At 42.8% G+C, this 26,056-nt stretch carries 21 protein-coding genes and 1 riboswitch; of the genes, 1 reads left to right on the top strand and 20 read right to left on the bottom strand.

What is annotated here, in order from left to right:
- Positions 1 to 101: 101 nt before the first annotated feature.
- From EO132_RS09795 to EO132_RS09760, 8 genes are all read right to left on the bottom strand, one after another.
- Entirely contained in the window at positions 102 to 308 is a 207-nt protein-coding gene (locus EO132_RS09795) for a hypothetical protein (protein ID WP_127137672.1), read from the bottom strand.
- A 119-nt stretch (positions 309 to 427) separates the two neighbouring features.
- Positions 428 to 2,008, bottom strand: a complete 1,581-nt coding sequence (locus EO132_RS09790; protein ID WP_127137671.1) for a vitamin K epoxide reductase family protein — start codon at positions 2,006 to 2,008, stop codon at positions 428 to 430.
- A gap of 445 nt (positions 2,009 to 2,453) precedes the next feature.
- Positions 2,454 to 3,692 (bottom strand): M14 family metallopeptidase, encoded by a 1,239-nt coding sequence (locus EO132_RS09785; protein ID WP_235856430.1) that lies wholly within the window; start codon positions 3,690 to 3,692, stop codon positions 2,454 to 2,456.
- A 165-nt stretch (positions 3,693 to 3,857) separates the two neighbouring features.
- Positions 3,858 to 5,195, bottom strand: a complete 1,338-nt coding sequence (locus EO132_RS09780; protein ID WP_127137670.1) for a fibronectin type III domain-containing protein — start codon at positions 5,193 to 5,195, stop codon at positions 3,858 to 3,860.
- Between the two features lie 154 nt (positions 5,196 to 5,349).
- On the bottom strand, positions 5,350 to 6,513 hold the full coding sequence (locus EO132_RS09775; protein ID WP_127137669.1) for a hypothetical protein: 1,164 nt from the start codon (positions 6,511 to 6,513) through the stop codon (positions 5,350 to 5,352).
- A 20-nt stretch (positions 6,514 to 6,533) separates the two neighbouring features.
- Positions 6,534 to 8,150, bottom strand: coding sequence for a SusD/RagB family nutrient-binding outer membrane lipoprotein (locus EO132_RS09770; RefSeq protein WP_127137668.1), 1,617 nt, complete (start codon positions 8,148 to 8,150; stop codon positions 6,534 to 6,536).
- Between the two features lie 21 nt (positions 8,151 to 8,171).
- Complete coding sequence (locus EO132_RS09765; RefSeq protein WP_164732318.1) at positions 8,172 to 11,516, bottom strand: SusC/RagA family TonB-linked outer membrane protein; 3,345 nt, start codon at positions 11,514 to 11,516, stop codon at positions 8,172 to 8,174.
- Positions 11,517 to 11,742: 226 nt separating this feature from the next.
- A complete protein-coding gene (locus EO132_RS09760) occupies positions 11,743 to 12,888 on the bottom strand; it encodes a FecR family protein (protein ID WP_127137666.1) in 1,146 nt (381 codons plus the stop codon).
- A 106-nt stretch (positions 12,889 to 12,994) separates the two neighbouring features.
- Here EO132_RS09760 and EO132_RS09755 point away from each other — a divergent pair, with 106 nt between their 5' ends.
- Positions 12,995 to 13,537 carry an RNA polymerase sigma factor gene (locus EO132_RS09755; protein WP_127137665.1) on the top strand — a complete coding sequence of 181 codons (543 nt, stop codon included), beginning with the start codon at positions 12,995 to 12,997 and terminating at the stop codon, positions 13,535 to 13,537.
- Here EO132_RS09755 and EO132_RS09750 read toward each other — a convergent pair whose 3' ends face one another.
- The 12 genes from EO132_RS09750 to EO132_RS09695 all read right to left on the bottom strand — a co-directional run bounded on the left by EO132_RS09750 (position 13,538) and on the right by EO132_RS09695 (position 25,986).
- Complete coding sequence (locus EO132_RS09750; protein ID WP_164732317.1) at positions 13,538 to 14,989, bottom strand: sensor histidine kinase; 1,452 nt, start codon at positions 14,987 to 14,989, stop codon at positions 13,538 to 13,540.
- 71 nt (positions 14,990 to 15,060) lie between these two features.
- Positions 15,061 to 15,435, bottom strand: a complete 375-nt coding sequence (locus tag EO132_RS09745; protein WP_127137663.1) for a response regulator — start codon at positions 15,433 to 15,435, stop codon at positions 15,061 to 15,063.
- Between the two features lie 105 nt (positions 15,436 to 15,540).
- Positions 15,541 to 16,458, bottom strand: coding sequence for a ketopantoate reductase family protein (locus EO132_RS09740; RefSeq protein WP_127137662.1), 918 nt, complete (start codon positions 16,456 to 16,458; stop codon positions 15,541 to 15,543).
- 119 nt (positions 16,459 to 16,577) lie between these two features.
- Complete coding sequence (locus EO132_RS09735) at positions 16,578 to 17,201, bottom strand: HAD family hydrolase (protein WP_235856429.1); 624 nt, start codon at positions 17,199 to 17,201, stop codon at positions 16,578 to 16,580.
- Positions 17,201 to 17,851, bottom strand: a complete 651-nt coding sequence (gene tenA, locus EO132_RS09730; RefSeq protein WP_127137660.1) for a thiaminase II — start codon at positions 17,849 to 17,851, stop codon at positions 17,201 to 17,203. Before tenA ends, EO132_RS09735 begins: the two co-directional genes overlap by 1 nt.
- The gene (gene thiD, locus EO132_RS09725; protein WP_127137659.1) at positions 17,838 to 18,671 is read right to left on the bottom strand and encodes a bifunctional hydroxymethylpyrimidine kinase/phosphomethylpyrimidine kinase; all 834 of its coding nucleotides are present in this window, start codon (positions 18,669 to 18,671) and stop codon (positions 17,838 to 17,840) included. Before thiD ends, tenA begins: the two co-directional genes overlap by 14 nt.
- Positions 18,668 to 19,306 carry a thiamine phosphate synthase gene (gene thiE, locus EO132_RS09720; RefSeq protein ID WP_127137658.1) on the bottom strand — a complete coding sequence of 213 codons (639 nt, stop codon included), beginning with the start codon at positions 19,304 to 19,306 and terminating at the stop codon, positions 18,668 to 18,670. Before thiE ends, thiD begins: the two co-directional genes overlap by 4 nt.
- Positions 19,303 to 20,100 carry a hydroxyethylthiazole kinase gene (thiM, locus tag EO132_RS09715; protein WP_127137657.1) on the bottom strand — a complete coding sequence of 266 codons (798 nt, stop codon included), beginning with the start codon at positions 20,098 to 20,100 and terminating at the stop codon, positions 19,303 to 19,305. Before thiM ends, thiE begins: the two co-directional genes overlap by 4 nt.
- A gap of 73 nt (positions 20,101 to 20,173) precedes the next feature.
- Positions 20,174 to 20,266, bottom strand: a riboswitch (TPP riboswitch).
- A gap of 266 nt (positions 20,267 to 20,532) precedes the next feature.
- Complete coding sequence (locus tag EO132_RS09710) at positions 20,533 to 21,921, bottom strand: Ig-like domain-containing domain (protein WP_127137656.1); 1,389 nt, start codon at positions 21,919 to 21,921, stop codon at positions 20,533 to 20,535.
- 17 nt (positions 21,922 to 21,938) lie between these two features.
- Complete coding sequence (locus EO132_RS09705) at positions 21,939 to 23,705, bottom strand: Ig-like domain-containing domain (protein WP_127137655.1); 1,767 nt, start codon at positions 23,703 to 23,705, stop codon at positions 21,939 to 21,941.
- Between the two features lie 20 nt (positions 23,706 to 23,725).
- Positions 23,726 to 25,210, bottom strand: coding sequence for an SLC13 family permease (locus tag EO132_RS09700; protein WP_127137654.1), 1,485 nt, complete (start codon positions 25,208 to 25,210; stop codon positions 23,726 to 23,728).
- On the bottom strand, positions 25,207 to 25,986 hold the full coding sequence (locus EO132_RS09695) for an SGNH/GDSL hydrolase family protein (RefSeq protein WP_235856428.1): 780 nt from the start codon (positions 25,984 to 25,986) through the stop codon (positions 25,207 to 25,209). Before EO132_RS09695 ends, EO132_RS09700 begins: the two co-directional genes overlap by 4 nt.
- Between the last annotated feature and the right edge of the window lie 70 nt (positions 25,987 to 26,056).

Here is a 26,056-nt window from a genome sequence, read left to right as displayed (position 1 = left end):
GATTGATGTACTCTGATTGAACCACACTTAAAGTTGTTTGGTCAATTTCTACTACGCTTTAAAAAGAGCCAAGGAACTTATTAGTTCCTTGGCATTTATTTCTACATAATGCAAACCCCATTGTTACACATGGCACCTGGTGGAGTAAATCCACAAACTGAGGTCCAATTAGGATGACAGCACAATGGAACAGCCCAAATTTCCTCACAGGTCAGACCTCCACCTTTGCCCCCTCCCACAAGACCTCGCTGTTCGTCTTTGGAGAGTTGGTGCACTCCTTTTAAATTCTGCAAATTTTTAAAGTTCATAATCTTTAAAATTTATTGTTATGTTTGCCCTGAACATTTAGGGACCATCAAGGTTTTGGTCCGTGCTTCGCGAAAGCAATATTGTTCGTACGGCCAAGGGAACAACTTGGCCGTTTTGTTTAATTCAACGCTTCCCTTAAATCATCGACACTGTATTCCTTGGGCAACTCATATCCATTGATGAAAATGGTAGGGGTATGCGTTATCTTCTCAGCATTGCACCACTCTTTCATGGCCAATATTTTATGGTCTTGTTGCAATAGTTCACCATTCAGTTCATACTTCTTGGCAAATTGCTCATAATTCTTTTCCTCTGCCAGATACCAGCTGTCCATGGCCTCATGCGCTTGTATATTATCTTTTTCATCCAAGGCCAAGAAGTGTTTAACTGGCTTGTTTCGCCTATCACCTTCATCGGTGGAAGCCGTAAAAAGAACCTGTAAATTAATCTTGCCTTCCCGCAACAGATCATCCAACACAGGGTGTGCTTTGGCACAGGGGCCACAATAAGGATTGCAGACCTTTATCAGGTTATATTTAGCATCTTTGTTCACAAATGAAATACCCAATCCATCCGTTCTCGTTTCAATTTTTCTATTCTTTACTAAAAGACCGTTCAGAACATTGGGGTTGTTCTTGATCTTTTTCAGCCCTCTTTTATACAAATTCAACTCTTTTCCGTTTTCCAACAAAGGTTTGAGCCAACTCCACACTGGAATAGGCAAAAGAAGCAATGCCACCAAGAGGGGCAATGAACGGAGATTTGTCTGTAACAAATGGAAGCTTGCAAGGGAAGCCGTCAATGTTTCCAATACCAACACTGCCTGGACCACCAGACAAAACTTGCACCATTGCTTGATGACAACACCTTGATAATACAATGAGATAAGCACCACAGGGATTGACGCATAGCTCAGATAGGCCAATGGAGCAAGAGAGGATTTTGAAAAGCCGTTTATGAGTAAATACAAAAGAGTCCCGAAGAAATATGAAAACCCGATAAGACCCAAGCTCAGTTTTTCATTGAATAACTTAGCATATTTTGAACTGAGCACAGCATTGCAATCAACCCTTTTGTCCCCAGAACAAAAACTTTGCAAAGTGGGATTGTATTTGTCGACTTCATACCATAAGAGCATAATCCCCATGGTCAACCCAACAAGTTTCAAAACGAAGTATCCCGGAACAGACCATACAGCTGCCCCTTCGAATGACTGTGAATCTAGGAGCACCAATACCAACCATGAAACCAGAAATAGCAACCCCACCCACTTAAAAAAATCGACCGTTCTTTTTTGCGAAATTCTTTTTTCGATACCTGGTTCTCCAGAATTTTCAGTGGTTTCCGCCAGTAAACAGACTCCTTTCCATCTTTTCTGGAAATCATCTGTTGGAATCGATATTGGTTTTCCTTTTTGGTCAAGATAGGTAGCTTGCTCATCGGAAACACTCTTGAGTGAATAAAAAACACCTCCATAATCTGAAAATTGGACAATACACGGCATAGGTAGCTCTTTGAGTTTTTGGAAGTCCACTCTAACTGCCATCGTATTTATCCCATATTTGGAGAATGCATCGGATATGCATAACAGACTTGGATGGTCCGAATGTGAGAGAATAGTGTCATCTAGAAATTGATTGGTGAATTTGACCCCAAGGCTTGTCAGCAAGTTTTTGGTGACAGACGTACAGTTATCCATTGGTTGGATTTTTTAAGGATTAAAGTAATACGTGGGGGATTACGGTAAACTTAAGAATTTTCTTATAACATCGAAAGCTTCGTCTATTAATTATTAATTTTTTAAAGAAAAAATAATTTAATCCTCTAATATCAAGAAATCTATCTTTTTGATGACCAAAAATTATAAATTATTGGAAATCAACGTAAAAATCAATACTACTGAGGAAAGTATATTCCCATGACTTTTTTTAGCGTTCTTGATTGCTGAAATATTCCTTATTGATGAGATGAGTTAAGGAAAATAAAAAAAGCTGAACATAAATGTTCAGCTTTTGCTTCATCGGGATAACTAAGTCAATTTAAAAATCACTAACCCATAGTTTCATTGTTTCCATCAATACGGAACCAAAGAGTTGATTATGGTATAGATTAATATACTTAGTGATGTCCATCTAATCCACAGTTCATTTCTTCTCCAGCAATAATTCCATCATGGCCAACGAAGATGCCCTTCCGATTTCAAGTATCCGCTCTTTTGGCGTTTGATCCCCTATTTCATACGTTATTCCTACGGCACCTTGCCCGTACAAGAACCATCCTTTCGACACTGGTTTATTGCTGTTGGAATCCTTTTCATTGACTTTGTAGTTTTCAATATCTTTTTCCAACCTATCGAACCAATCGTCAATAAAGTGGGGCAAGGTAGTTTCTTCCCTGCTTTTGTTGGTATAGAAAACATCTTCGTAGGTGGAATGAAAATCCAATCCCAAAACAATTTCGCCCTTGTCCTCTTTGCTGGTCTGCGTAATAAAAGATACTGCATTTTCAACTTCTGGTTGGCGGTATTTTGACCAATCTCGATTAAGGTCTACCCCATTGGAATTATGCCTCCAATGTCCTAAATCCACCCCATCTGGATTAAGAATTGGAAAAGCCAACACCCTATATTTGCTTAAAAATTCGGTGGAAAGCGCAGAGTTTTCCACGATAGTTTCCACAAATTTTTGAAAAGCGAAGAAGCCTGTGACTTCTGGAGGATGCTGCCTTGTTAAAAGTACAACAATGGGCTTACCTTCCGGATTCCCCCTGTACATGTCCAAAACCGGGATATTTCTCCCCAAGTTGGACTGACCGGCGCTTTTCAAGTGCACAAAATCGTTGGAATCTACAATATGTTGCAGATACCATTGTTTCACATCATCTGAACTATTGATTTCTTGGGCCGCAATTCGTTGGGGCTCCCTATTTACCATTAGCCGTAGAATCCGCCCTTTACCTGATTTCATAACATCCACGGAATCCACAATGCTCCATTCCCCTTTCGTTCTCTTTTTTGGTTTGTACCTGTGCCAGAATTCTTCAGGGTACTCAAACTCAAAGTAAACTTGCTTTGGAGAATCGGACCAAGTTTCAAAAGCATAGTAAGGGCTCTCGTTGATAGGGGTATTCTCTGGTGCAAAATGCAATGTAATCGTTGAATCATTGGATTGGTTCGCATCGTTGAGGCGGGCACCATCAAATTCATTGCTCACTGAAACTCCCAATTCTTCAAAGTAATAGGTCTTTTTTGTTTGATAATCTATCGGTTTGTCACTAGTGTCTATTGGGTTTTTAAACTTTACCTTTTTTGGCAGGGTGCAATCAACCATTACCAGTGCTAAAGCAATGGACAACACAGTTGCCCAATATCTCTTAATTCTCATATTTGTTATATATTGTTTTGTTGGCTGATGAAATTCATTACAAACAACTGATTATCATCAAAATAAATTATTTTAATTGTATTTCGGTCGGCGATTCATCGAAAAGAACCCCACCTGATCAAAGGTTTCATGTCAATCGGTAAGGAATTATTTGGAATCAATCATTTAAAAAACATTTCCCAAGGCATTGCTCATCTTAGTCCAACCTGAAGCATCCTGACGAAGTTTTGGTCGCGCCTGTTCAATGTGGATAAACCTTCCCGATGTTTCCGTGGCTGAAGTGCCACAAGGATCGGGAGAACTATTGATAAAACGACCTTGTGTGTTGGTAAAACCCCGTAGTCTGGTCCAATCTGTATCGATATGGGCAATCTTAAAGGTCAATGAAGCATCCTCTTCCAATAGGGCGTCCCTGATCAAGGAGGCATAATCGGTGTCAGGAGTTTCGTCCGTCCCATTACTCATGATCACATCTGGGTCATTATCGCCCTTGCCAAAACCATGTAATTGTACAAATACTGTATTCGGCAGGCTTGTGGCAATAACCTCGGTGGTTCTTTGGAAGGCCGAATCGGTATTGTGCGCCAAATCCGATATACGGTATGCACCACTACTACCGCAAGCTGAGGTCGTCCCGGAACATTCCGTTTCGGTATCACTGTTACATCTATGGGCACTGCTCAAAAGAAGCGCCTTGGCCACATTGTTCCTAAAGGAATATGCCGCCTCATAGCCTGTGTTGGTATCATACTTAATGTGTGGTGCCATCAAAATAAGATCTTCGCTTTCCGGTGTCGCACTGAATACATAGATACCCCAATAATTCGTTTTTGCACTGTCGTATTCAGCCAAAATATAAAATACCTGATTGGGGGAAAGTGTGTCATCCGTAAATTCTGTGATTTGATAATTAAGTTCTGCGGATTTAGCTACGGCTTCCGAAATCTGGTCGTTGAGCATATGGCCGACAACTGCTTCCCAAAGGTCCAGTTGTGCATCAACTGGAGCGGTATAGCCGTCCTGTCCGCTTCCCGGTACGTTATCTATCAGGTTTCTCAGATAGGTGTCTATATTTCCAGACTCATACTGGAGCTCGGCCGTTATGGACCCCATAGTGGTCAACTCCAGAACTGTGCTCAAAGGGGATTCGTTTCCCGCTTGGTCAATGGCCAATACTTGGTAAGAATAGGTTGTGCCCGGTTCCAAATCTTCCAAGGCATAAAAGAGCTGTCCGGAACTTGTCAAAAAAACACCATCTTGATAAATGGCATAGTTCTGAACACCAACATTGTCTGTTGCGGCATCCCAGCTCAACCTTGCAGTGGTCTGGGTTATGTTCTCAGCGGTAAGTCCCGTGGGCACCGTGGGCGCCTCTTGGTCAACCTCTGGAGTGGGCTCGTCATCGCCTCCTCCACTGGAAGAGCAAGATGCCAAGAACATCAATGCCATGACCATAAATCGTCCGGCAAAGGAAAAATCCGTTCTCAATTGTATGATTTTCATATAGTTTGTTTTTTATTGACAAGGACGCTATGCGTTCCTAATCCATTTTGACAAATCATTGTTATTGAATATCGGCCCCAAATAAAATTGGGACCGATATCCTCACAACAATTTAGAGAGCAAAATCAATCATAAAATCTATCAATGACCGAGGTTAGTCCTCGGATTCATAAATGATTACATTGTCAATATCAAAAGACTCGGATGTAGCACCGGATTGTATCTGAATGACCAATTCATAGGAACGTACTCCTCGTAGGTACCCACTATTGATTTCATACCATTGTCCAGCAACTTCCTCGATATCATCACTGTATATGCTGGCCAATTCAAGAACTTCTGCCCCTGAATCAGTCGTGATATTGGCATAGGCATGGATTCCATCCAATGATTCCCAGCTGGTATCCCCAAAATATACTTGAAAGGATACCCCAGAGTTTTCCTGTCCCTCAGGCACCTCAACGGTATCAAAGGTCAATCGAATGGCCCCATCTGCATCTTCCGAATGGAATCCTTGGGTTCCATCTGGATAAGCCTCATAATCCTCAAACAAGGAAAAAACACCGATACGTTCGGCCGAGAAGCCAAGACTACTGCTACTGATATCCGTAATCGCTATATATTCCGCATCAAAACCAAGCTCATCATCCACACCATTGCCTGCTGCAACGTAGTCCACATAAGGTGGCACATCACCATTGATTAGGTCAAGGGTCTCATCATTACTACCATTTCGGTCATAAGTGTCATCCTCTGCTCCGATAGGAACTTCTTCAAATGAGGTTGCCCTAATCGTTTTTCCTGCTGGTTGAAAAAAGGAAATGGAAAACTCCATGGCCTGATTCGGAAAATACAACTTGGATCTATCCGTGGTATCACCACCTTCATTGACATTGTTGTCGTTCAAATCTGGAGAGGCACCACTATAGGTCCCGTTTGGACTGGTTACCGTACCCACGAAGGACATGGTCGACCCCAATTCGATGTCTTCCTCGGTCAAACCAAGTGCATCGATGATATCACTGATGGGAAGTTCCAATTGGTAAGGAAACTCGGTTACTGTGATAATATTCTCTGCCGTAGCGTCCCCATAGGTCACAGAGAGTGAATAACTGTCTGCATTTCCATTGGAATCCACCAACTGTGCGCTGATTATATCGGAATCCAGCCTGAGCACGCTATAACTGAGCTCAGGGGTCTGGTTGAAGGAGACAAAGCCTCCACGATCGGTAATATCCTCAAAGGTATTGTTGTCATTGGAACAACCTATCAAGAATAACAGTCCCAATAAAAATTGTATGCTTATACTTCTTTTCATAATAGAAATCGTTTTGCTGGTTATTTAATGAAACTATCAGGATTAGTGTCCCAAAATACTTTGTCATAGTTGTTCTTCTGCTCTAAGGACAGGTTACGCTGTATCTCTAATCTAGATAGCGGGAAGCTTCGTGGAAACACAGGGTCATCATCATCGATGGGCACTTGGATATCAGAAGGGTATCCTGTTCTTCTATAAAAATTATAGGACTCAATCGAGTTTCCAAATGCGGAGAGATAATACTCTTTCATGATAATGTCCAAACGTTCCTCATCGGTGGTTGCACTGGCATAATCCGACAGTACTTCATCAACATAGGCATCCACATCAGCGGATGTGGGCTCAAGATCGGAGCTTATGCCTCCAAAGTTCATCACTTTGTCCATGGAGCTTCGGATACCGGCTTCCAACAAGCTGGCCGGGTCCCCGTTCGCACCTAGGGTAAGGGCTGCTTCTGCACGCAGGAAGCTAACGTAAGAAGAGGTCAACAAAGGAAGGATTCCAGCTCCTCCCAGGTTATCGGTAGTGCTCGGTGCACCTACAAACTGGTTTTCATCAAAGCTACCTCCGCCAGGGTAAATACCGTAAACGGTTCTAAGGAGATTGTCCCCTCTTCCCACACGGCTCTCGCCATGGTCATAGCCCCAATACTGATCGCCGATGTAGCAATAATCCACATCTGGGTCACCTTGACAAGGCAAATACGGAGGTCCACTGAATGGATCTGCATCTGACTGGCGGTAGAGGTAGTACCGAATTCTAGGGTCGGGATTATTCTTCGACTCTTTTAAAAGGAACATGAAGTAGTTACCGATATACTGGTCAAAACCACTTACATAGGCCCTTTGAAAATATTGGTGCCTGCTTTCTGGCTCTTGTACCGTACTATAGGACCATTGAAAATCCTCCTCGTTGGTATCAATCAGGTTTTCGGACAATAGGGAATTGATTTCCCCTTGAATATTGGACACACCGATATCGGCGCTTGCCAATCTGGCTTGGACGAGCATTCTCAATTTCAACGAATTCGCAAAGGCCAGCCATTTGTCCTTGTCACTTTGATAGAAAAGATCCGTGGAAAATTCAAAATTCGCTCTTTCGATTTCATCCTTGGCTTCTTCGATATCGCCCAGTACTGTTTGATAGAGCTCTGCTCCACCATCTAGTTCTGGATTGGGGAACTCCGCGTTGTTCACTGCCTGTGAATACGGTACGGCCCCAAGGTAATCCACCATGGTCACGGTCATATAGCCCATCAAAAGCTTGGCGATGCCACTATGGAACAGTAGGGTCTCATCTTCTTCGGCCAAGGCTGTGATCGTACGTACATTGTTGAGAGCCTCATAATAGGTATCCCACTCATTGCTGGTAGACCCATCCATAACACTGGTCGGGACCACATCCCCGTAGGTGTCGGTCATAGCCTCGTAACGCATGACATCGTCCGTGTTGATGATCATCCATTTCATGTAATGCTGGAAAAGGTACTGCACCTCGTTGAGCATGTATTCCGGGTCCGCACTATCTGGAGTCAGATAGTTGGGATTGTCCTGTAGATCGAAATCCGTGACCTCGCAACCCATCAAGAGCAGTAAGGCCAGTGTGCTTATACTAAAGTATCTTACTATATTTTGCATGTTTTTTCTTTTTAGGTAGGATTAAAATGTTGCGGTTATACCCAATGCTATCCTTCTTGTGGAAGGGACCGTACTGTCCCCTTCCAGGCCATCACTCTCTGGGTCATAGTTGGTATACCTTGGGAAATTAGGTGCTCTGTACCAAAGGTTTCTTCCTGATAGGGTAAAGTCAATCTTTTTGAAAGGCAACGATTGTCCCTTTTGCCTATTGAGGGTATATCCTAAGGAAACTTCCCTGATACGGAATATGGAGGTATCCCACATGGCCAAGTCATTGGCATTGTAATAATTGGAATACGAAATCCTACCGGGATTCATCTGAAAAGTATTGGGGATCTGATTGCCATTGGAGTCCAATAAAGGTTCCCCCGTAGCATCATCAGCCAAATAACCGGGGATGACGAAGGCTCCGTCCCTATCCTCGGTATCCCGGGTCACACCCCGTTGCAACATATTCCTTACGGCAGTGGAATATATCTCGCCACCATGCCTATACTCAAGCTGCGCTGAAAACCTGAAGCCTTTGTAACTAAAGGTGTTGATATTGGTCAATCGCCAATCCGCATTGGGATCACCGATGACCTCATCATCAAAGCCTACATCACTACTGGTGATAACTTCTCCAACCCTGGTACTGGAACCATTTCCACTGATTAAGAGATTGCCCTGATCGTCACGAAGAGCATAATCCCCCATCACAACGCCAAAAGGCTGTCCTTCCACAGCAAACCTATCCTCTTGCAAGAGGATGTTCGCTCCAGTATCCGTGGTTTTGACCACCAAGGATTCATCAGCGGTAAAAATGTTACGGAAATTCCATCGGAAATTATCGTTCTTGAACAAATCTATGCCCAGGTCGATTTCAACCCCTTTGTTGTCAACCCTTCCTAGGTTGATGTACTGATTATCAAAGCCTGAGGATCCTGCCAAAGGAGCCGCCATAATCTGATCTTCGGAGATCCTTTTGTAAACGGAGGCTTCCAAGGTCAATCTATTATTGAACATATTGGTCTCCAATCCCAGTTCGAACTCCTTGTGCAGTTCGGGTGCTAAGTTCGGATTGGCAAATCTTGTACTGTATCTATTGGTCACTGGATAAGATCCATCGGCCGCAGCAAACCTAAGGTTATCGATGACCAAAGTACCACGGGTCCTATAGGCACTAGGATAACCGGAAGAGGTCGCATAGGCTCCCCTGATTTTCAGGAAGTTGACCACGTTACCACCAAAGTCAAAGGCCGAGGTCGGCACAAAGGATAAAGAGGCCCCTGGATAAAATAGGGATTGATTGGCTCTTTCCACTGTACTTCCCCAATCATTTCTACCGGAAAGGGTAGCATACAAATATCGTTTGTAGGCAAACTGGAACTGACCGAACACACCTGCCAGGTTTTCATCTTGGGACGAATAATCAGATTCTGTAGTGGTATAGTTACTGGGCCTTAAAAAACCGTATACCACTTGTCCATTGGAATCCGAAGACCTGCTTTGGTATCTGGTTATCCTAGAGTTGGCACCAATCTGTGCCTCTAGGTTAAGGTCCTCGGTAATGTTCTTATTGAAACCAAGAATCAATGTCTGGTTGACGTCCACATCACGGTTACTATCCAAACGGAGGTAACCTATTCTAAAGGTATTATCGTCATATCCTCCTTTGTTGGAATATTCAAAACCGTTGTAATGTCTGCTATCATATCCTGCCCTATAAATCAGGTTAAAGTCATCGTTCAATTTATAATTGGCATTGACCGTACCGTAAACATGTTCCGTAATACCGTTGGTCCCAGTATTATGCAACATCCACAAGGGATTGGTGTCATTTCTATAATAAACCGATTCCCCTGTCAATGGGTTCTGATACGGAAGCTCGGTCAAATCAATCCATCTGGGCTGGTAATACACTACGTTGAAAATACTCTCTCCATAAACTGTATTTACCTTTCTTGATGAATAGTTTAACGTCGCCGTAAGATTCAGATTATCGGAAATCTGAGCTCTACCACCCACACTGATATTGAATCGTTTCAAATCGTTATGATCGATGATACCTTTTTCGTCAGTATAACCTGCGGTAATGTTGAATCCAACTTTTTCCTGTGAAGTCGCCACGGTCAGTGAGTGGGTAGTACCTACACCTGTACGGAAAATGTTACGGACATTATTGGGCTTCGCCGCTATGTCCATGGTCGCACCCTCATACTGAGGAAAAATATCACTCAAAGAAGCATACGGATGATCGATTGTTCCGATTTCCGAAAATGCAGGTCCCCAGTTGGAAAGGTACGTCGGTTGGAACTCTCCTTCCCCTCCATTGGAATAGGTGTTCTGGAACTCGGGCAACTGTGATACCGTATTGGTGTATACCGTGGTTGAATACGTTGCCGTTGTCTGTGCTTGGCCCACTTTGGCCGAACCACTCTTGGTCTGAATCAGGATGACCCCGTTCCTACCCTCACTACCATAGAGCACGGAGGCGTTGAAGCCCTTCAAAATGCTCATACTTTCTATATCATTGGGGTTGATGTCCCTAAGCAGTCCATTAAAAGGAACATCGTTCACCACGATCAGTGGATTATTGGAACCGGTGATTGAAACATTTCCCCGTATCCTGATGGGGGAACTACTACCTGTTTGTCCATCTGCTGTGGTAATTACCACACCGGCAATCTTACCCTGTAGTGTCCGGGCCAAATCAGCCTCTGGACGTTGCTCCACTTCTTCTGATTTCACTTGGGAAATTGCATATCCCAAGGCTTTTTTGGATTTTTTAATCCCTTGGGCGGTAATTACCACCTCCTCTAGCGCTTGTGCCGTTTCTTTCATCACGACCTCCATGGTAGTCTGGTCCCCTACTTTGACCTCTTTGGTCTCGAATCCCATATGCAAAAAACGGAGCACATTCTCGGGGTAGGGTACGGTAATACTGAAGTTACCATCGAAATCCGTTGTGGTTCCTTTGTTGGTCCCTTTAATCAGTACCGTTGCATTGACCAAGGGAAAACCATCGCCATCGATAACGGTACCCGTCACATTGATTTGTGGTTGGTCATTTTGCTTTCCAGCTTTTTTTACCATGATGGTGTTGTCCGTTGTCAAAACAACATTGAGGTTGCCCGGTTCCAGACTTTTTTTGAGAAGTCTGTTTGTACTGATCCGTCCCTTTTTTACAGATATGGTCGGATAGTCATCGAACATCCCGACCTCATAGATAAAACTGTAGTCGGTCTGATTCATGATCAGGTCGAAGACCTCATCAACCGTCATGGCTCCATCCAAATCAATTTTTATACTGGACTTTTGGGAAACTAGATTGTTGGGGGCAAAACTGAATACTGTAAGACAACATAAAAAAATTAATGTTCTCATGAGTAGCAATAGAAGCCGGTTTCCTAAAAGAAACCAAGCTTTCGTTAGTTTAGTTTTCATAAATTTGATTGTTATTAGTTAGTTTCTGAAACAATTAATTAATAATGATGAATAGGGGGCGTGACCATTGAACTTTGGCGAGTTTGGCACGTCCCTTTTTTGGTTACTTTTTTAGGTCATAAGCAGTTTTTTATGGTTTGACTTCCTTTTATGGCTGGTTATCTGTTTATTTTAATATGACGGTCTTATCATTGATCTCATAGCTGTTCAAGGAACTCGACATAATTACCGAGAGTACGTCCTCGATACTCTGGTTCTTTCTCAACACCCCTTTGAACCTTTTTTCCTCCAAAGACTTGTTTTCAAATATCACTTCCATATCATACCATCGGGAAAGGGTTCTCATAATCTCCTTTAGACGCTTTTTCTTAAAGCTGAAAACCCCGGACTTCCACGAAGTCTCGGAAAAGACATCAACTTCAGAAACATGCATCTTACCGCTTTCCAAATCAAGTCTTGATTGCTGACCCGGGTTTATCTTAAATGATTGGTCTCCATTTCGCACGGTAACCTTGCCTTCAACCAAAGTGGTAAGGACCTCGGGTTCGTTGCCATAGGCATTGACATTGAATTCGGTCCCCAAAACACGGACCTCCTGTTCATTGTGGTATACTTTGAAATCGTCCCCATGGTTCCTTTCGCTGGATGCGACCTCGAAGTAGGCCTCTCCATATAGAAGATATACCTCCCTACTCTGCCCTGGCACAAAATCCACGGGATATTTCAGTTTGGACTCGGAGTTGAGCCAGACCTTGGTACTATCGGAAAGTAGTAAAGAAAACTGCCCTCCTCTAGGCACGGAAAGGTAATTATATTCCATCTGGCTGGTCTTGCCCTGCTTTGGGACATATACAATCTTATCTTCTTTGGCGTTAAGGGTTTCGGTGGTGTAATCGGCTCCTTTTCCCAGTGCAACTTCTTTACCATCCCCAAGGGTAAGCACGGCCGAATTGACACCGGGTCGTATTTGGTTGTTCCTTACTACAGGAGCGGGGGGCACGGAATCTTGCGTAGAAAAGAGTACATTTTTGAAAAAGAGGGTTGAACCAATCAGAACAAGGAGCACTGCTGCATATTTTAACACTACAGTAGCATTGAACCTTTTTTTGGATGGTTTGATGGTATCAAGTAATCTATCGGCATTCCCAAAATGCTGTTCCGAGTTCAACAAATGGTTGATTTTCACGTATTCATGAAAATAGTTTTGGTTCTCCTCAGACTTAAGCCACTCGGACAAGGCTTCGGTCTCTTGCTCGGAAAGTCTATTTTCAACTAATTTTAGCAGTAATTTATCAACCTTCGTTTGATTCATACTTAATAATTATTTAATCTTATGACGTGGGAGAATTCCAATCCCCCCTCTTTGAAGGATAAAAATTTTTTATTTTTTGTTCTTGTTATAAAAAACAACCTCTTTTTTGCAGCAGCATACGGACATATTTATATTGAATTCCCTCAAGAAAGGGGACAAAAAGGTCTTCGAAAAGCTCTATTCTTCGTATTATCAAAAATTATGCTCCTTTCTTTTGAGCTACTGCCAAGACCGGGATATCATTGAGGATGTGGTACAGGATGTTTTTTTGAACCTATGGGACAAGCGTAGGGAAATCAATATCCAAACTTCCTTGAATGCTTTTCTCTACAAATCGGTATACAATAAGCTCATGGATAAATACCGACATCTAAGACTCAAGAACGAAATGCTTTCCTCTTACTACCATACCGCTGTAATGCTAGCTGTGGAAAAAGAGAATGACCGACCAAATAAGGACATTCGATTATTGCACCAATGCATGGAGGGGCTTCCTGAAAAATGCAAAAAGGTCTTTATGCGGGGTAAGGTCCGTGGATTGAACTATAATGAAATCTCTGAAGAACTCGGGATTTCAGTAAAGACGGTGGAGGGACATGTGGCGAGAGCCTACAGACTGCTGAAAGAGTGTATGGGGCAACACAATTAGCTATTTTCTAAAACTAACCGTAAAGGTGCTGCCCACATTTTTTTGACTGACAACATCAATGGTACAGTCCATAGCCTCTATCTGTGTCTTTACCAAAAAAAGTCCCATACCCTTGCCCCTTGTTTTTCCACTGAGCCTACCATACATGTCAAATATCCTTGCTTTTCGTTCCGGTGTCAAATCCATTCCGATGCCATTGTCAGACACCTGAAGCAAAACTCTACCGTCCTTTTCTGCTGTGGAAGCCTTAATTTCTGGAGATATTCCTTCTCTTGTATACTTCATCGCGTTCAAGAGGAGATTATATAAAATATTGGACATATAGCTTTTTACTGCGATAATTTGGTCCACCTCTGAAAAATCGACCTCAATATTTGCTTGGGTTTCATCAATCGCCCAAGAAAGTAGGGTCTTGACATCTTCATATACTTCAGTAAGGGATACATTGCTGAATTTTTCCTTGACCGAACTTTTAAAAGATAAAGAGTTGTTCAAATCTTTGACCGTATTATCAAGGGCCTCGACAGTCCGTTCCATATTCTGGACTACCTCATCATTGTTGCCATCCTTGCCCCAGTCATATATTTTGGAGAGCATCAATAGATTCGATATCGGGGCCCTAAGATTGTGGGAAACAATCCGGACGAAGTTTTGAAGCTCAATATTCTGTTCCAAGATTTTCTGGTGGCTCTGTACGTCCTTCGTTACGTCTTGTGCCGTACCTGACATCCGATTAGGGTTTCCGTCAGCATCGCGGAAGACATGCCCCTTTGAATGAATGTATTTTTCGATTCCACCATCCAGCAAAAGTCTATGGGTAATATCATGATTGACCTTGCCTTGGACACATTCCTCCAAATGTTCCAGAAACCGAACCCTATCCTCCGGATGAACCATGCCCACCACAGAATCGTAGTTGAGATCAAAAGATCCCTTTTCCTTTCCCCAAATCGCATACAACTGATCTGACCAGTAAATCACATCGTTTTCCATGTCCCATATCCAATGTCCGACATCAGCTACTTCCTGTACCTCCTTGTAACGTCGTTCACTCTCTTCAAGACTGAGAACATTTTGGACTTCTTTGGTAATATTACGCTGCCATACACAGCAGCCTATAACCTCTTTTGAAACCTTCATATAGGGCTGGAAGGTAAACTCATGGAATTGGTTGTTGCCTTCTCCACTGAACATATGAACCGTAGTAGTGGCTTCTCCTTCCAAAGCCTTTTGACACCCTTCCAAACAAATTTTGAAAAATTCACAGGAAGCATAGATTGGTTCCAAGTCCATACCCACAATGGCCTCTCCACAGTCTTCATCTTTTATCCGCTGTCCGAATGAGCAGTTGAACGCAGTCAGTCTATACGAATTGTCCATCGCCCAGACCATATCGTTCCTAGCTGTCACTTCCTCTACCTTTTCTCGGATGATTTTTTGTATGTCTTTCATCGTGGTTCCGAAATCCTTGATAACATAGTTTGACAATGCAACCCTGTAGCCCCCAGTTAGGCAAACGGGAATTATAAATAGCGTTTTAAATGTTCTCTTTGCAAAGGTTTGGGAATAAATGCCCGAACATATTTTTTAAATTCCGTCGCTCTATCCCGGTCCGCTTTAGCTTCCGAAGAAGTTACGATTAGAACGTCATACCGTTGGGGAAAATTGTCCCGGGTCATGGCCTCCAAAAATTCAAAGCCACTCATCTCGGGCATATTGATGTCCAACAGTATCAAGGTCTTCATATTCAGCGACTTTTTGTCACGAAGTTCTTTAAAGGCATCTTCAGGATTGGTATATACTTTCAGCTTGTCCTTTACCCCAATCTTACTGAAATGCAGCGTGTGGATTTGATTGACCAAAGCATCGTCATCAATCAGATAAATTTCATCATACATAGCTTAAAAAAAAGCTGGCAAATATATATGTTGATTATCAATTAGTTACTATGATTTTTCATTTTTTTGCCCTACACTAAAAAAATGAACATGAAAGTGTTTGGTTTACTTCATTTTAATCGCAGACCTCATTTGAATCAATTGTCCCAGCAACCTTGTATGCGTCACAGTTTCCGGTATTCCCAGGTCGTCGGCTATTCTGGAGACCTCCAAGTTCAAGCTTTCGATTTCCGTTCTTCTGTTATTGAGGATGTCCACATAAGTGGAAATCAATTGGCCATCCGAGCGCTGGCTGATCAGCATCAGGTTTTTCTCTATCGTGTCACTATCTAGATTGATACCCTGTCTTTGTGCCAGTGAAACACATTCTTCTATAACCGTTTTGGCCAATTTTGCCGCCTCGGAATTCCTTACGAAAATGCCATTATCCGTTTCGAGCAATGGACAAATGGAATTGAAGGCACAATTGGCAATTACCTTTGTCCATATGTGTTGCTTTATATCGGGTTCAATATGAAAACTGAAATATGGCGTGTTGATTATATGAATTACATCTTCGAGGCAGTCATTGTTCCCCTGTAAGTTTCCGACGGGTGATGAAGTCACGGACTTGAAGGTAACCTCATTGTCTCCAGTTACCTGACTAGTAGAAAACAGAACACAGCGATACACCTTATCAAACTCTTGAAAGGGGCTTTCCACATGAAGCCCATTTTGAAGAAGTACTATGGAAAAATCCCCATCTTTGTCCTTTAACTTTGCTGCGATTTCCGTATTGGCGAACGCCTTGGTCGCTATTAAAACAATGCCATTGATAGCCTGTAGACCACTAAATGTGGTCGTGATGATTTTTTGGTGAAAGATTTGATCCTTACCAATAAGAGTGATCTCATCTTCACTGTCAGGTATGTTGTCCACACTGCCCCTTACAAGTACCACCTCTTTGTTTTCCTGTTGTAAAAAAACGGCCAGAGCCTTTCCTATGGCTCCTGAACCAACAATGTAAATTTTTGTTTCTTTCATGTTTTTCTGTTCATTGGGTTGCTACTAGGCCATTAGAAAGGTTAAGAGTCTTCGGTCCCAATCCTTCCTTTGTCTGTAAAATACTGTTATGTATTGACTTATGTTCAAAACATTTGATATTAAAATCTGTCAATCTTATAATCGGCCCATTGCAGTGATATGTCCTTATTTCCTTTGGTATAGGCTATCACGGTCATACCGGCTTTTTTTGCTGCTTCCATCCCTGTTTCACTATCTTCAATTACGGCACACTCTTCGGGCATTACTTTCAACTTCTTTGCTGTATTCAGGTATATGGCAGGATGTGGTTTGCCTTTCATTTCAAAATCCGCAGATGAAACCATATCGAACAAATCTGTGGTTCTGGTCTTTTTCAAAACCGTTGGAATAATCTTTTCGGGGGAATTGGTTGCAAGACCTATCTTATAATCCTGACTCTTCAGTTTTTTGATGAAAGGCCTAATTTCCAAGGTAGCACAGTCTTTCATGGATATCAATTCCATTACCCTTTGAACGACCATCTCTTCTGCCTCCTTAAGTGTTGTTCCCTTCCAAGGAAACTTTTGATACCAGAACTGGGCTACTTCCTCGGTGGTCATGGATTGGGTCCGCTTACTATCGTGCTCGGTAACTCTTACCCCTAGCGAAGAAAATATTTCGTATTCTGCCTGCTTCCAAATGTCTTCGCTCTCCACCAATACTCCATCCATATCAAAGATGATGGCTTTCTTGTCCTTCAACATCAGTTCCATATTCTCATATCATACGCTGCTTCCCAAAAATGGTATTCCAGATGGGACGCATGGATAAAGGCTTCGGTCATTCTTTTTCGAATTTCCGGTGTGGTATGCTGTGCTGCTTGGTCACAGATGTCAATTGCTTGCTTTACACTATCCGCAAATTCCTCTCCGCCATAGGTGTCAATCCATCGCTGGTAGGGATTATTGGTTATTTGTTGGCCATTGTAAATATGATCGCCCACTTTTTTATAAATCCAAAAACAAGGCAAAGTTGCAGCCATCGCAACTTCTACAGGTTCCAAAGCCGCAGTACTCTTCAAAAAATGGGTGTAATGATGGCATGCTGGCTGTAGAACCCCTTTGTCCGTTACACCAAAATCCTCAAAATAAGATTCGTGCAGGGCATTTTCCACCACTATGGCCCCTTCCGCAAAGCGGATATAGGCGAGGGCATCTCCTATATGATGGGATTTGGAGCCAATCATGGCAAGTGCTCTGCCAAAATGCTCCAAGTAGAGTGAATCCTGTGCCATATAAAATTGAAATTTGGTCTTAGGGAGGGTACCTTTTGCCAACTCTTGGACAAATGGCATGTTCAGGATAGCATTATAATTTTCATCAATTTTTTTCCAGGTCTGTTCAGTCCATTTCATTTTTAATCATTTTTTGAGGGTCGAAAAAGTGGTTCAAGGGGCCGCTCCCCTTTCCGGTCTGTACATTTTTTCCGCTATCAATGGCATGGTGCACATAGCGTTGGCCAAGATCAACGGCTTCAAAAAGGTCTTTGCCTTGTGCCAAATAGGACGCAATGGCCGAAGATAAGGTACAACCTGAACCATGCGTATTGTCCGTTTTTATTTTTGTCACTTCAAAGGGATGGCATTCATCGTTTTGGTCAAAAAAGAGGGAAGTGATACTTGCTGTTTTCTGGTGTCCACCTTTCATGAGGATATTGTTACAACCCAGTGCCTTTATATGTTCTCCGGCAGTGCGCATCTCTTCCAATGTACTCACATCCATATTGGCCAAAATTGCAGCCTCGTCCATATTAGGTGTAATGATGGTTGCGATGGGCAATAACCTCTCGACCAAGGCATCTATTGTATTCTCCTCTATAAGGCGATGCCCGCTCGTGGCGACCATAACCGGGTCAAATACGATAGGAACCTTTTGATATTTTTCCAACGTACCCGCTATGGCATCTACAAGTTCAGGGGTGTGCACCATTCCTATTTTAATTGCCTCGGGCATGATATCGTCCATGACTGCTTCAATTTGGTCAGTAACAGCTTCGATGGGAATGGAATATATATTTCGTACCCCTTGGGTGTTCTGTACGGGTAGGGCCGTGAGGACTGTTGTGGCATAGCACCCCAGTGCCGATATCGTTTTGATATCTGCCTGTATTCCGGCTCCACCACTTCCATCAAAACCAGCAATGGCCAATACCGATGGATATGTGTAATTTTTCATATTATGATTGTGTTTTTTAATTCATAGGCTGCTTTCTCAGGGTCGTTTGCTCCGCATATGGCCGATACCACAGCGATACTGTCAGCTCCAGCCTCGATAACGGTCTTTGCATTTTTCATGTCGAGATTGCCAATGGCAACCAATGGTTTTTGTGTTAATCCCCTTATTCTGGCAACACCTTCCACTCCCCACTCCGTTACGGTATCCTTTTTTGTATCTGTCTTGAATACTGGGCTAATTGCGAGATAGTCAGACATGGCCGCTTGCTCATTATCCAACTGTGCCAAATATTCTATGGAATAACCGATTATCCTTTCTTTGAAAAAGGCTTCTTGTCTCAAGCTCGTGGGACTGACATCTTTGTTGCCCACATGGATGCCCGCAGCACTGGCCTTGGAGGCAACCTTTGGATTGTCATTGATGATCAATGGGACACCATGTTTCTCCGTGATTTCCCTCAACCGTTTGGCCCGTTCCAAAAACAGATACTCTGGCAGCTTCTTTTCACGTAATTGGATGACATCGACACCTCCACGAATAGCTTGCTCCGCAACCTTCAACATATCTTTTCCTTTGCAGGCTTCTTCCGAAATGACCAAGTACAAAGGGTAGGGAAATTGGGAATGAAGCTTCATGACTCGGATATCTTGATATGGCCATAAAACTCCTTTTCCGACAAATTATAGAGCTTATCAAGAAGATGCAGTTGTAAGGTACCGGGGCCTTCAGATTGTTTTGCGGCCAATTCACCGGCTATACCCAACAAGGCCATTGCTGTTGCTACAGCTTCGGTTTTATTTTCAACTGTTCCGATAAAAGCACCTACAAGTGCAGATGCGGTACAGCCCATACCGGTTACCTTGGTCATTAATGGTATTCCATTCGCTATTTGGATTTTTTGGGAGCCATCCGTAATAATATCCGTAGCACCAGAAATACATACTAAGCTACCATATTTTGTGGCTATATTAATTGCAGCGTCCATGGCTTCATTACTTTTCGCTGTACTGTCTGCTCCTTTGGTAGTTTCTTGGTTTACTTGGGCTAATGCCATAATCTCCGAGGCGTTACCCTTAATGACAGTTGGCTTGAACCTCAATAATTCCTGCAAGATGTCATCGCGAAAGGAAGTAGCTCCTGCCCCAACTGGGTCTAAGACCCATGGTTTGTCCAGTGTATGGGCTGTTTCGGCGGCCAAAAGCATGGCTTCGCACCAATATTCGTCCAAGGTACCAATATTGATGACCGTTGCGTTCGCAAGGGCGACCATATCACCAACCTCGGATTTTGCATGGGCCATGATCGGAGAGGCTCCTGTAGCTAGAAGCGCATTGGCCGTATTATTCATCACCACATAATTGGTCATGCTATGTACCAGTGGTGTCTTTGATTTAATAGATTGAACGTGTTTCCAGAGATGTTGTTCCATTGCCTTTAGTGTTTTAAATGAATTGGGCTTTAGGAACAAATCGGAAAACAAAGGAAAGTCACATCACAAAATGATGCCAAATTTCGCTTTTCCCTACGTCGGTGTAAGCCGTATCAGGTTCCAAGGGACTCTCTCAATTCTTTTCAGAATACCCCTAAAGCATATGCGAATATACACAATAATTAGCCACTTGAAAAAAGAAAGAACTATCCAACCTATGCTTAAAGAAGGTACTGGACTTTTACTTTCTTGATAGGTACAGATGAACTCATTAAAACCAAAAAAACACTGTTAATCAAATGATTAACAATACTCTGTTTCTACCTATTTGGTGGTTCATCAGGATGAGTGAAACAAAAGATGGCCCATAATGGGCCATCTTGAATTAACTAAATCAACTATTCATGAATCTTACCTTGATTCAGGATTACCTTATTCAAATTCCAATAAATAATCCTTGAATTCGGGTGAATTGAACATCCCATTACCATCGTGTGCTACATTGGGCACAATTATTTTTCTATGATTATGATCTGTTGGGTAAAAAGTTTCCATGTATTGAAACATATTCTCACCCCGATTGAATCGATTGGAACCCAACAAAGTTGCTTGACAATCTGTTGTATTAAGAGTTCCATCTGTTGATGTGTCATCACCTCCCAAAAAGTAAACCGTATTTCGAGAAACCTGCTGTTCTGTCAAGGTAGTTGCATCGACCCCATCCAAATAAGGCACAGCAAACTCATATCCATAGGGCCAATAATCATAGCCTGCGCAATCCATAGGCTCATAAAAGCTTGCTACATCCTCGTTGTATCGCTGGCCATCCGGATAATAGAAATATTGATTGTTCGCCACTACGTACTGAAAATTAATCGTTTCAATCGAAGCTTGTACTTTATTGGCCAAGGCATAATGTTGTGTAAAAGTGGCTCCAGATGAATGCCCCGTAATAAAAACGGTTTCTAGGTTAGGAAACTTCTCTTGGTTTGAAAAACGATTGACCAAGCTATCCAATACGGTAAAGGAACTTATTCCTGAGTTATTGTTTCCTGCATTTGCTCCTTCACGCCATCTGGAATCGTTCCATACCAATCCATTTGCTGGAGCAGTTCCATTATTTTGGAAATAAGGGGCGATAACCAATGTGGTTTCTTCCAACTCCAAACTTTGTAAAGAATTGATCATGTAACCATAGTAATTATCTGCATCTCGATTGGCCCCGTGTACCACAACAACAACCTTTTCTATAAAATCCCATACAAACTCGGTATCCTCGATAAAATCATAGTTTGAATAGACATCAAATGACAATGATTGTTCGGAATTGTCCAAAAACTCCAATCGTTGCATACAATCTCCCGAAGCTGATAGACATGGGGTCTTTGCATTCGTGTCTGTATTTTCCGTTGTAAAGGAATAGGAAACCGCTTGATGGAGCATTTTTCCCTCGACACCAATTCGACCAGAATCAACACCTATAGTATAGGCCGTGTTGGGTGCCATACCATCCAAACCAATCAACACCTTTGTGGATTGGTTAAGGTACTGCGCCGTAAAAGGCAAGTTCTCCTGTCCTGTACTGATGTACACTGCATCTTTAAACACCTCGGGGTCAACCGCGGACGAAAAAACAATCTCAAAAGTACTGTTCACTGGAACGTCCTGCATATCATCTATAAACACCACATCATTCAACTTAACAGAAATCACGCTCAACGATCCCGTCGTGGCATCATCATCTTCACTACAAGCGGTGAACCATAGCACAACCAAGCTCATAAGAACAATTTGAAGCTTCTTAACTATATTTTTATTCATCTTATTCTTTTAATAAATTAATTACATGTCGGATAGGTACAGGCCGACTCTTGTGTTGTGGTAGAACCGGCAGCGCAATCCACACCACCAGTCATCCAAGTTGCACCTTCTTTATAGGCCCAAGATCCCGAATATTCCCAGGCTGCCCCTGTTCCATCAACATTTACATCCCCATAGGTTTCAACGACGGTATTCCCATTAAAAAGTTCTATAGCATCATCGCCATTCTGGTTCATGGACTCGGTCTCTATAATGTGTTCAAACGAATCGATACAGCCACCAAAATAAGCTGCTATTGTTGCTTGCTCGCGAGCCAGAAGAATATCGTCCCCTTCCTCAACGGCAATAGCAGGCAATGTAAATTCGATACCGTCGGTACCTCCTCCATTGTTGGCAACACCGATACTATAGATGCTCAAATCGGGGATGTTTTTATTAACCTTTAAGTGTACAGCCTTTCCTCCGTTGGTTCCGCTGCCATCCCACGATAGGGCCAACACTCCTTTTAAAGAAAGTGCTTCGTTACAAATAGGGTAAGGACAGTTGGAATCAGCAGAAGTTGTGGAGCCGATGGAGCAATCAAGTCCTCCCGTGGTCCAGAAACCATCAAATTTATAGGCCCAAGAACCAGAATATTCCCATGCTTCTCCCGTACCATCCACATTAACGTCCCCATAGGTTTCGATAACGATATCTCCTTGGAACAATTCGATGGCATCGTCTCCATTTTGGTTGATGGCGGATTCAGCTTGGAGTACATATTCAAACTCATCGGTACATCCTCCAAGATATGTGGACAACAAAGCTGTTTCCCTGGCCACCAGAATATCATCCCCTGCATCAACAGAAATCGCAGGTAAGGTAAACTCTTTGCCGTCTGTTCCCCCTCCATTGTTCGCTGTTCCCAAACCATAAAGGCTTAAGTCAGCAATATCCTGATTGGCCACAAGATGAACGGCTTTACCATCATTAGTCCCGGAACCATCCCATGTAAGGGCCATAATCCCCTTTAATGATAAGGCAGGTAATTGTTCAATAATCGCCATGGTTATGCCTTCTGAGCTACTTGAGGCATTGGTTACTTCTCCCAATGAAATATCAATCATCTCATTGCCTTCATTTTCGCCATCCAATACCGTGGTAATCTCAAAAGAAACGGATAGGGAGCCTTGAGGAACAATGATTGTTTCCTCCCCAGAAACAGTATAGTCCACGTCTTTGGTGGCACTTCCATCAAAAATGAGGGTAGCGGTCACATCATCGTTTGCGACTTTATTCAAAGTTGCCGTGATCGTAGCCGTTTCACCATCTTCATGTAATTCGGAAACATCACTAGACAAGGTCAAGGTCGGTGGCACAAAAGCTGCAGTAGTGAAATTAATGGTAAATGGGTTGTCCAAGGATTCTCCTTCAACACCATACGTTCCCTCTGGTAATGTTACCGTATAACTCGTTTCATAGTCCAACTCACTTGGAATCAAACTAACATTTGAGTCGGTGTTTGAAAATTCAATTTCGTAATCCACGTTTCCGGAGCCTGAAGTAAATTCCAGGGCCGATACCATAGCGTCGGTATTTAAACTATGGGAAAAAATCAAATCGACCGAGGTGTTCACCGGAACATTTTCGACACTGGTTTCAAAATTTGTTTCGGTTATATTGGTGGTCAATACTCTCAAGGAGCCATCATCTAAAATGGTTCCTTCATCATCATCGTTACAACCAATAAATAAAAACACCATAAAAAAGGCTATGTGCAATATTGGGTTTTTATACGTTTTCATGTTTAGTAATTTTTAGTTTGTCATTTGGTAATCTTTTCTGAAATAAATGCACTGAACTCCCTTGGATGAAAATCCCAAATAAAAGGTAACAGATAGTACACCATAAGGGACAGGAACACAATGGAAACAATGTTCATCCATATCCCACTTTTGGCCATATCGGATATTTTTAAATATCCCGACCCAAAAACAACTGCATTGGGCGGGGTTGCCACTGGAAGCATAAAAGCACAGGAAGCAGCCACTGTGGTAGCCACCATCAATATGTAAGGGTTGATGTCGAGTCCTATGGCAATCGGTGCCAAAATAGGAAGTAACATGGCGGTTGTAGCCAAGTTTGAGGTTACCTCGGTAATAAAGTTTACGGAGGCAACAATCACCACAACCAATACAATAAGGGCCAATCCTTGCAATAAACTCATTTGACTGCCCAGCCATTCTGCCAATCCGGTCGTTTCAAAACCCGAGGCCAAGGCCATTCCCCCTCCAAACAGCAATATGATTCCCCAAGGAAGCTTGACAGCGTCTTCCCAATTGATTAAGGGTTCCTTTTTGTTATCGCTTTTAATGGTGAACAACAGGATACCTGCACACATGGCTATTATGGTATCATCAATTGCGGGCAGTAAGGGTTGAAGCACAAAAGAGCGCGTTATCCAAGCAAGGGCCGTAAAAATAAAAATGCCAAGGATTATTTTTTCTTCCTTCTTCATGGGCCCCAACTGCTGTATCAATGCATTGATTTCCTCCCTTCCTCCTGGAAACTCTGTCTGTTTAAAGGTAAAAGCAAACTTGGTCAGGTAGATCCAAGCGATGACCAAAAGTGGAATTGCTATGGGCAATCCCCACTTGGCCCATTGCCAAAAAGTAATCTCTATCCCATAGACCTCTTCCACATAACCGGCGAAGACCAAATTCGGAGGTGTTCCAATCAAGGTGGCCACCCCGCCTATGGAAGCACTGTAAGCTATTCCGAGCATAAGCGCCTTCCCAAAAACCAAGTTTTCATCTTCCCGGGTAGCAGGGTTGTCTTTTAGCTGAGTAACAATGGACATAGCTATGGGCAACATCATTACGGAAGTGGCCGTGTTGGAAATCCACATGGACAAAAAGGCCGTCGCCACCATAAAGCCCAGAATGATCTTAGAGACATTGGCTCCTATGATGCGAATAACCTGCAAAGCAATCCGTTTGTGCAGATTCCATTTTTCAATGGCAATGGCCAACATAAAGCCGCCCATATATAAAAAAATGTACTTGTGTCCGTATGAGGCGGTGGTACTCGATAAGTCCACAGCTCCCGTCAATGGAAATAGAATAATGGGCAAAAGTGCGGTCACCCCAATTGGGATAGCTTCGGTTACCCACCATATGGCCATCCAGAGGGTAATTCCCAACATGCTAAAAGCACTCTCTGGCATACCGGAAGGAGGGGCAAAGGCTTGTAGTATCAAAAAGACCAATGGCCCCAGCACCAAAAATATATTTCTTTTTACCAAACTCATTTTTGGGTCTTGTAAGGTTCAAAATTCATTTCATCCACCAACTGTCTCAAAAAGTTACCTGTGGTTGGCAAAACAAACGATAGATATAATTTTTCGTCGTTCGCATCCTTGGTAATCAAACGGTTAGGAACTTCAATGATGGATTTGCCCGTAAGCAATTTGGTAATGGTCAAAGCAATCAAATACGTACCATCCGAAGAAGGGTGCTTGTCATCAAAATAGAATTCCAAATCAGGCCTCACAGTTCTGGCCTTCATGTACACCGGTCCCACGGGCAACACCTTTGCTTTTAACGATGTGGCTAGATCCATATACCCCTTGGTAATGGTCTCTTGCATCAATGGATTGGATTTATAGGCCCAGGTCATATAGAAAATGGGCTGCGCCCCTTTGGAACGGACCAGTTCGGCAAACTTGGTACCGTATTCCTTAAAACGTTCCGGTGTATCTATGGTACTCAGGCTATGGTCTCCGAACACCACATAGTCCCATTCTTTCTCTTCAAGCAGTTGGCGGGTAACCGTTCCTTTTTCACTTTTCCAGTGCTGTTCCAAATTACTGCCTCCCACAGTGGATTGGTGTGCAGAAATATCAACCCCCTGTGTTTCGGCCATAGCGTCCACCAATTGGGGCATGTTCCAAAAGTAGGTAAAGCTATTTCCAACAAACAATATTTTGATGGGACCTTCCTTTTCTTGGGCACTTAGCTGAACCGGAATGGTCAGCACCAGTGCAACTATCCATATACTCAGATTCTTGATATGCTTTTTTCTCATAATTTGATAATGCAATTGTTATTGGTTTATTGATTGACCGGGGTTTCGTCAAAAAAATTGGGTATGGGAT

The sequence above is a fragment of the Flagellimonas oceanensis genome (genome assembly GCF_003992595.1).
Taxonomy (GTDB): Bacteria; Bacteroidota; Bacteroidia; order Flavobacteriales; family Flavobacteriaceae; genus Flagellimonas; species Flagellimonas oceanensis.
This window is presented reverse-complemented; position numbering and strand designations above follow the sequence as displayed.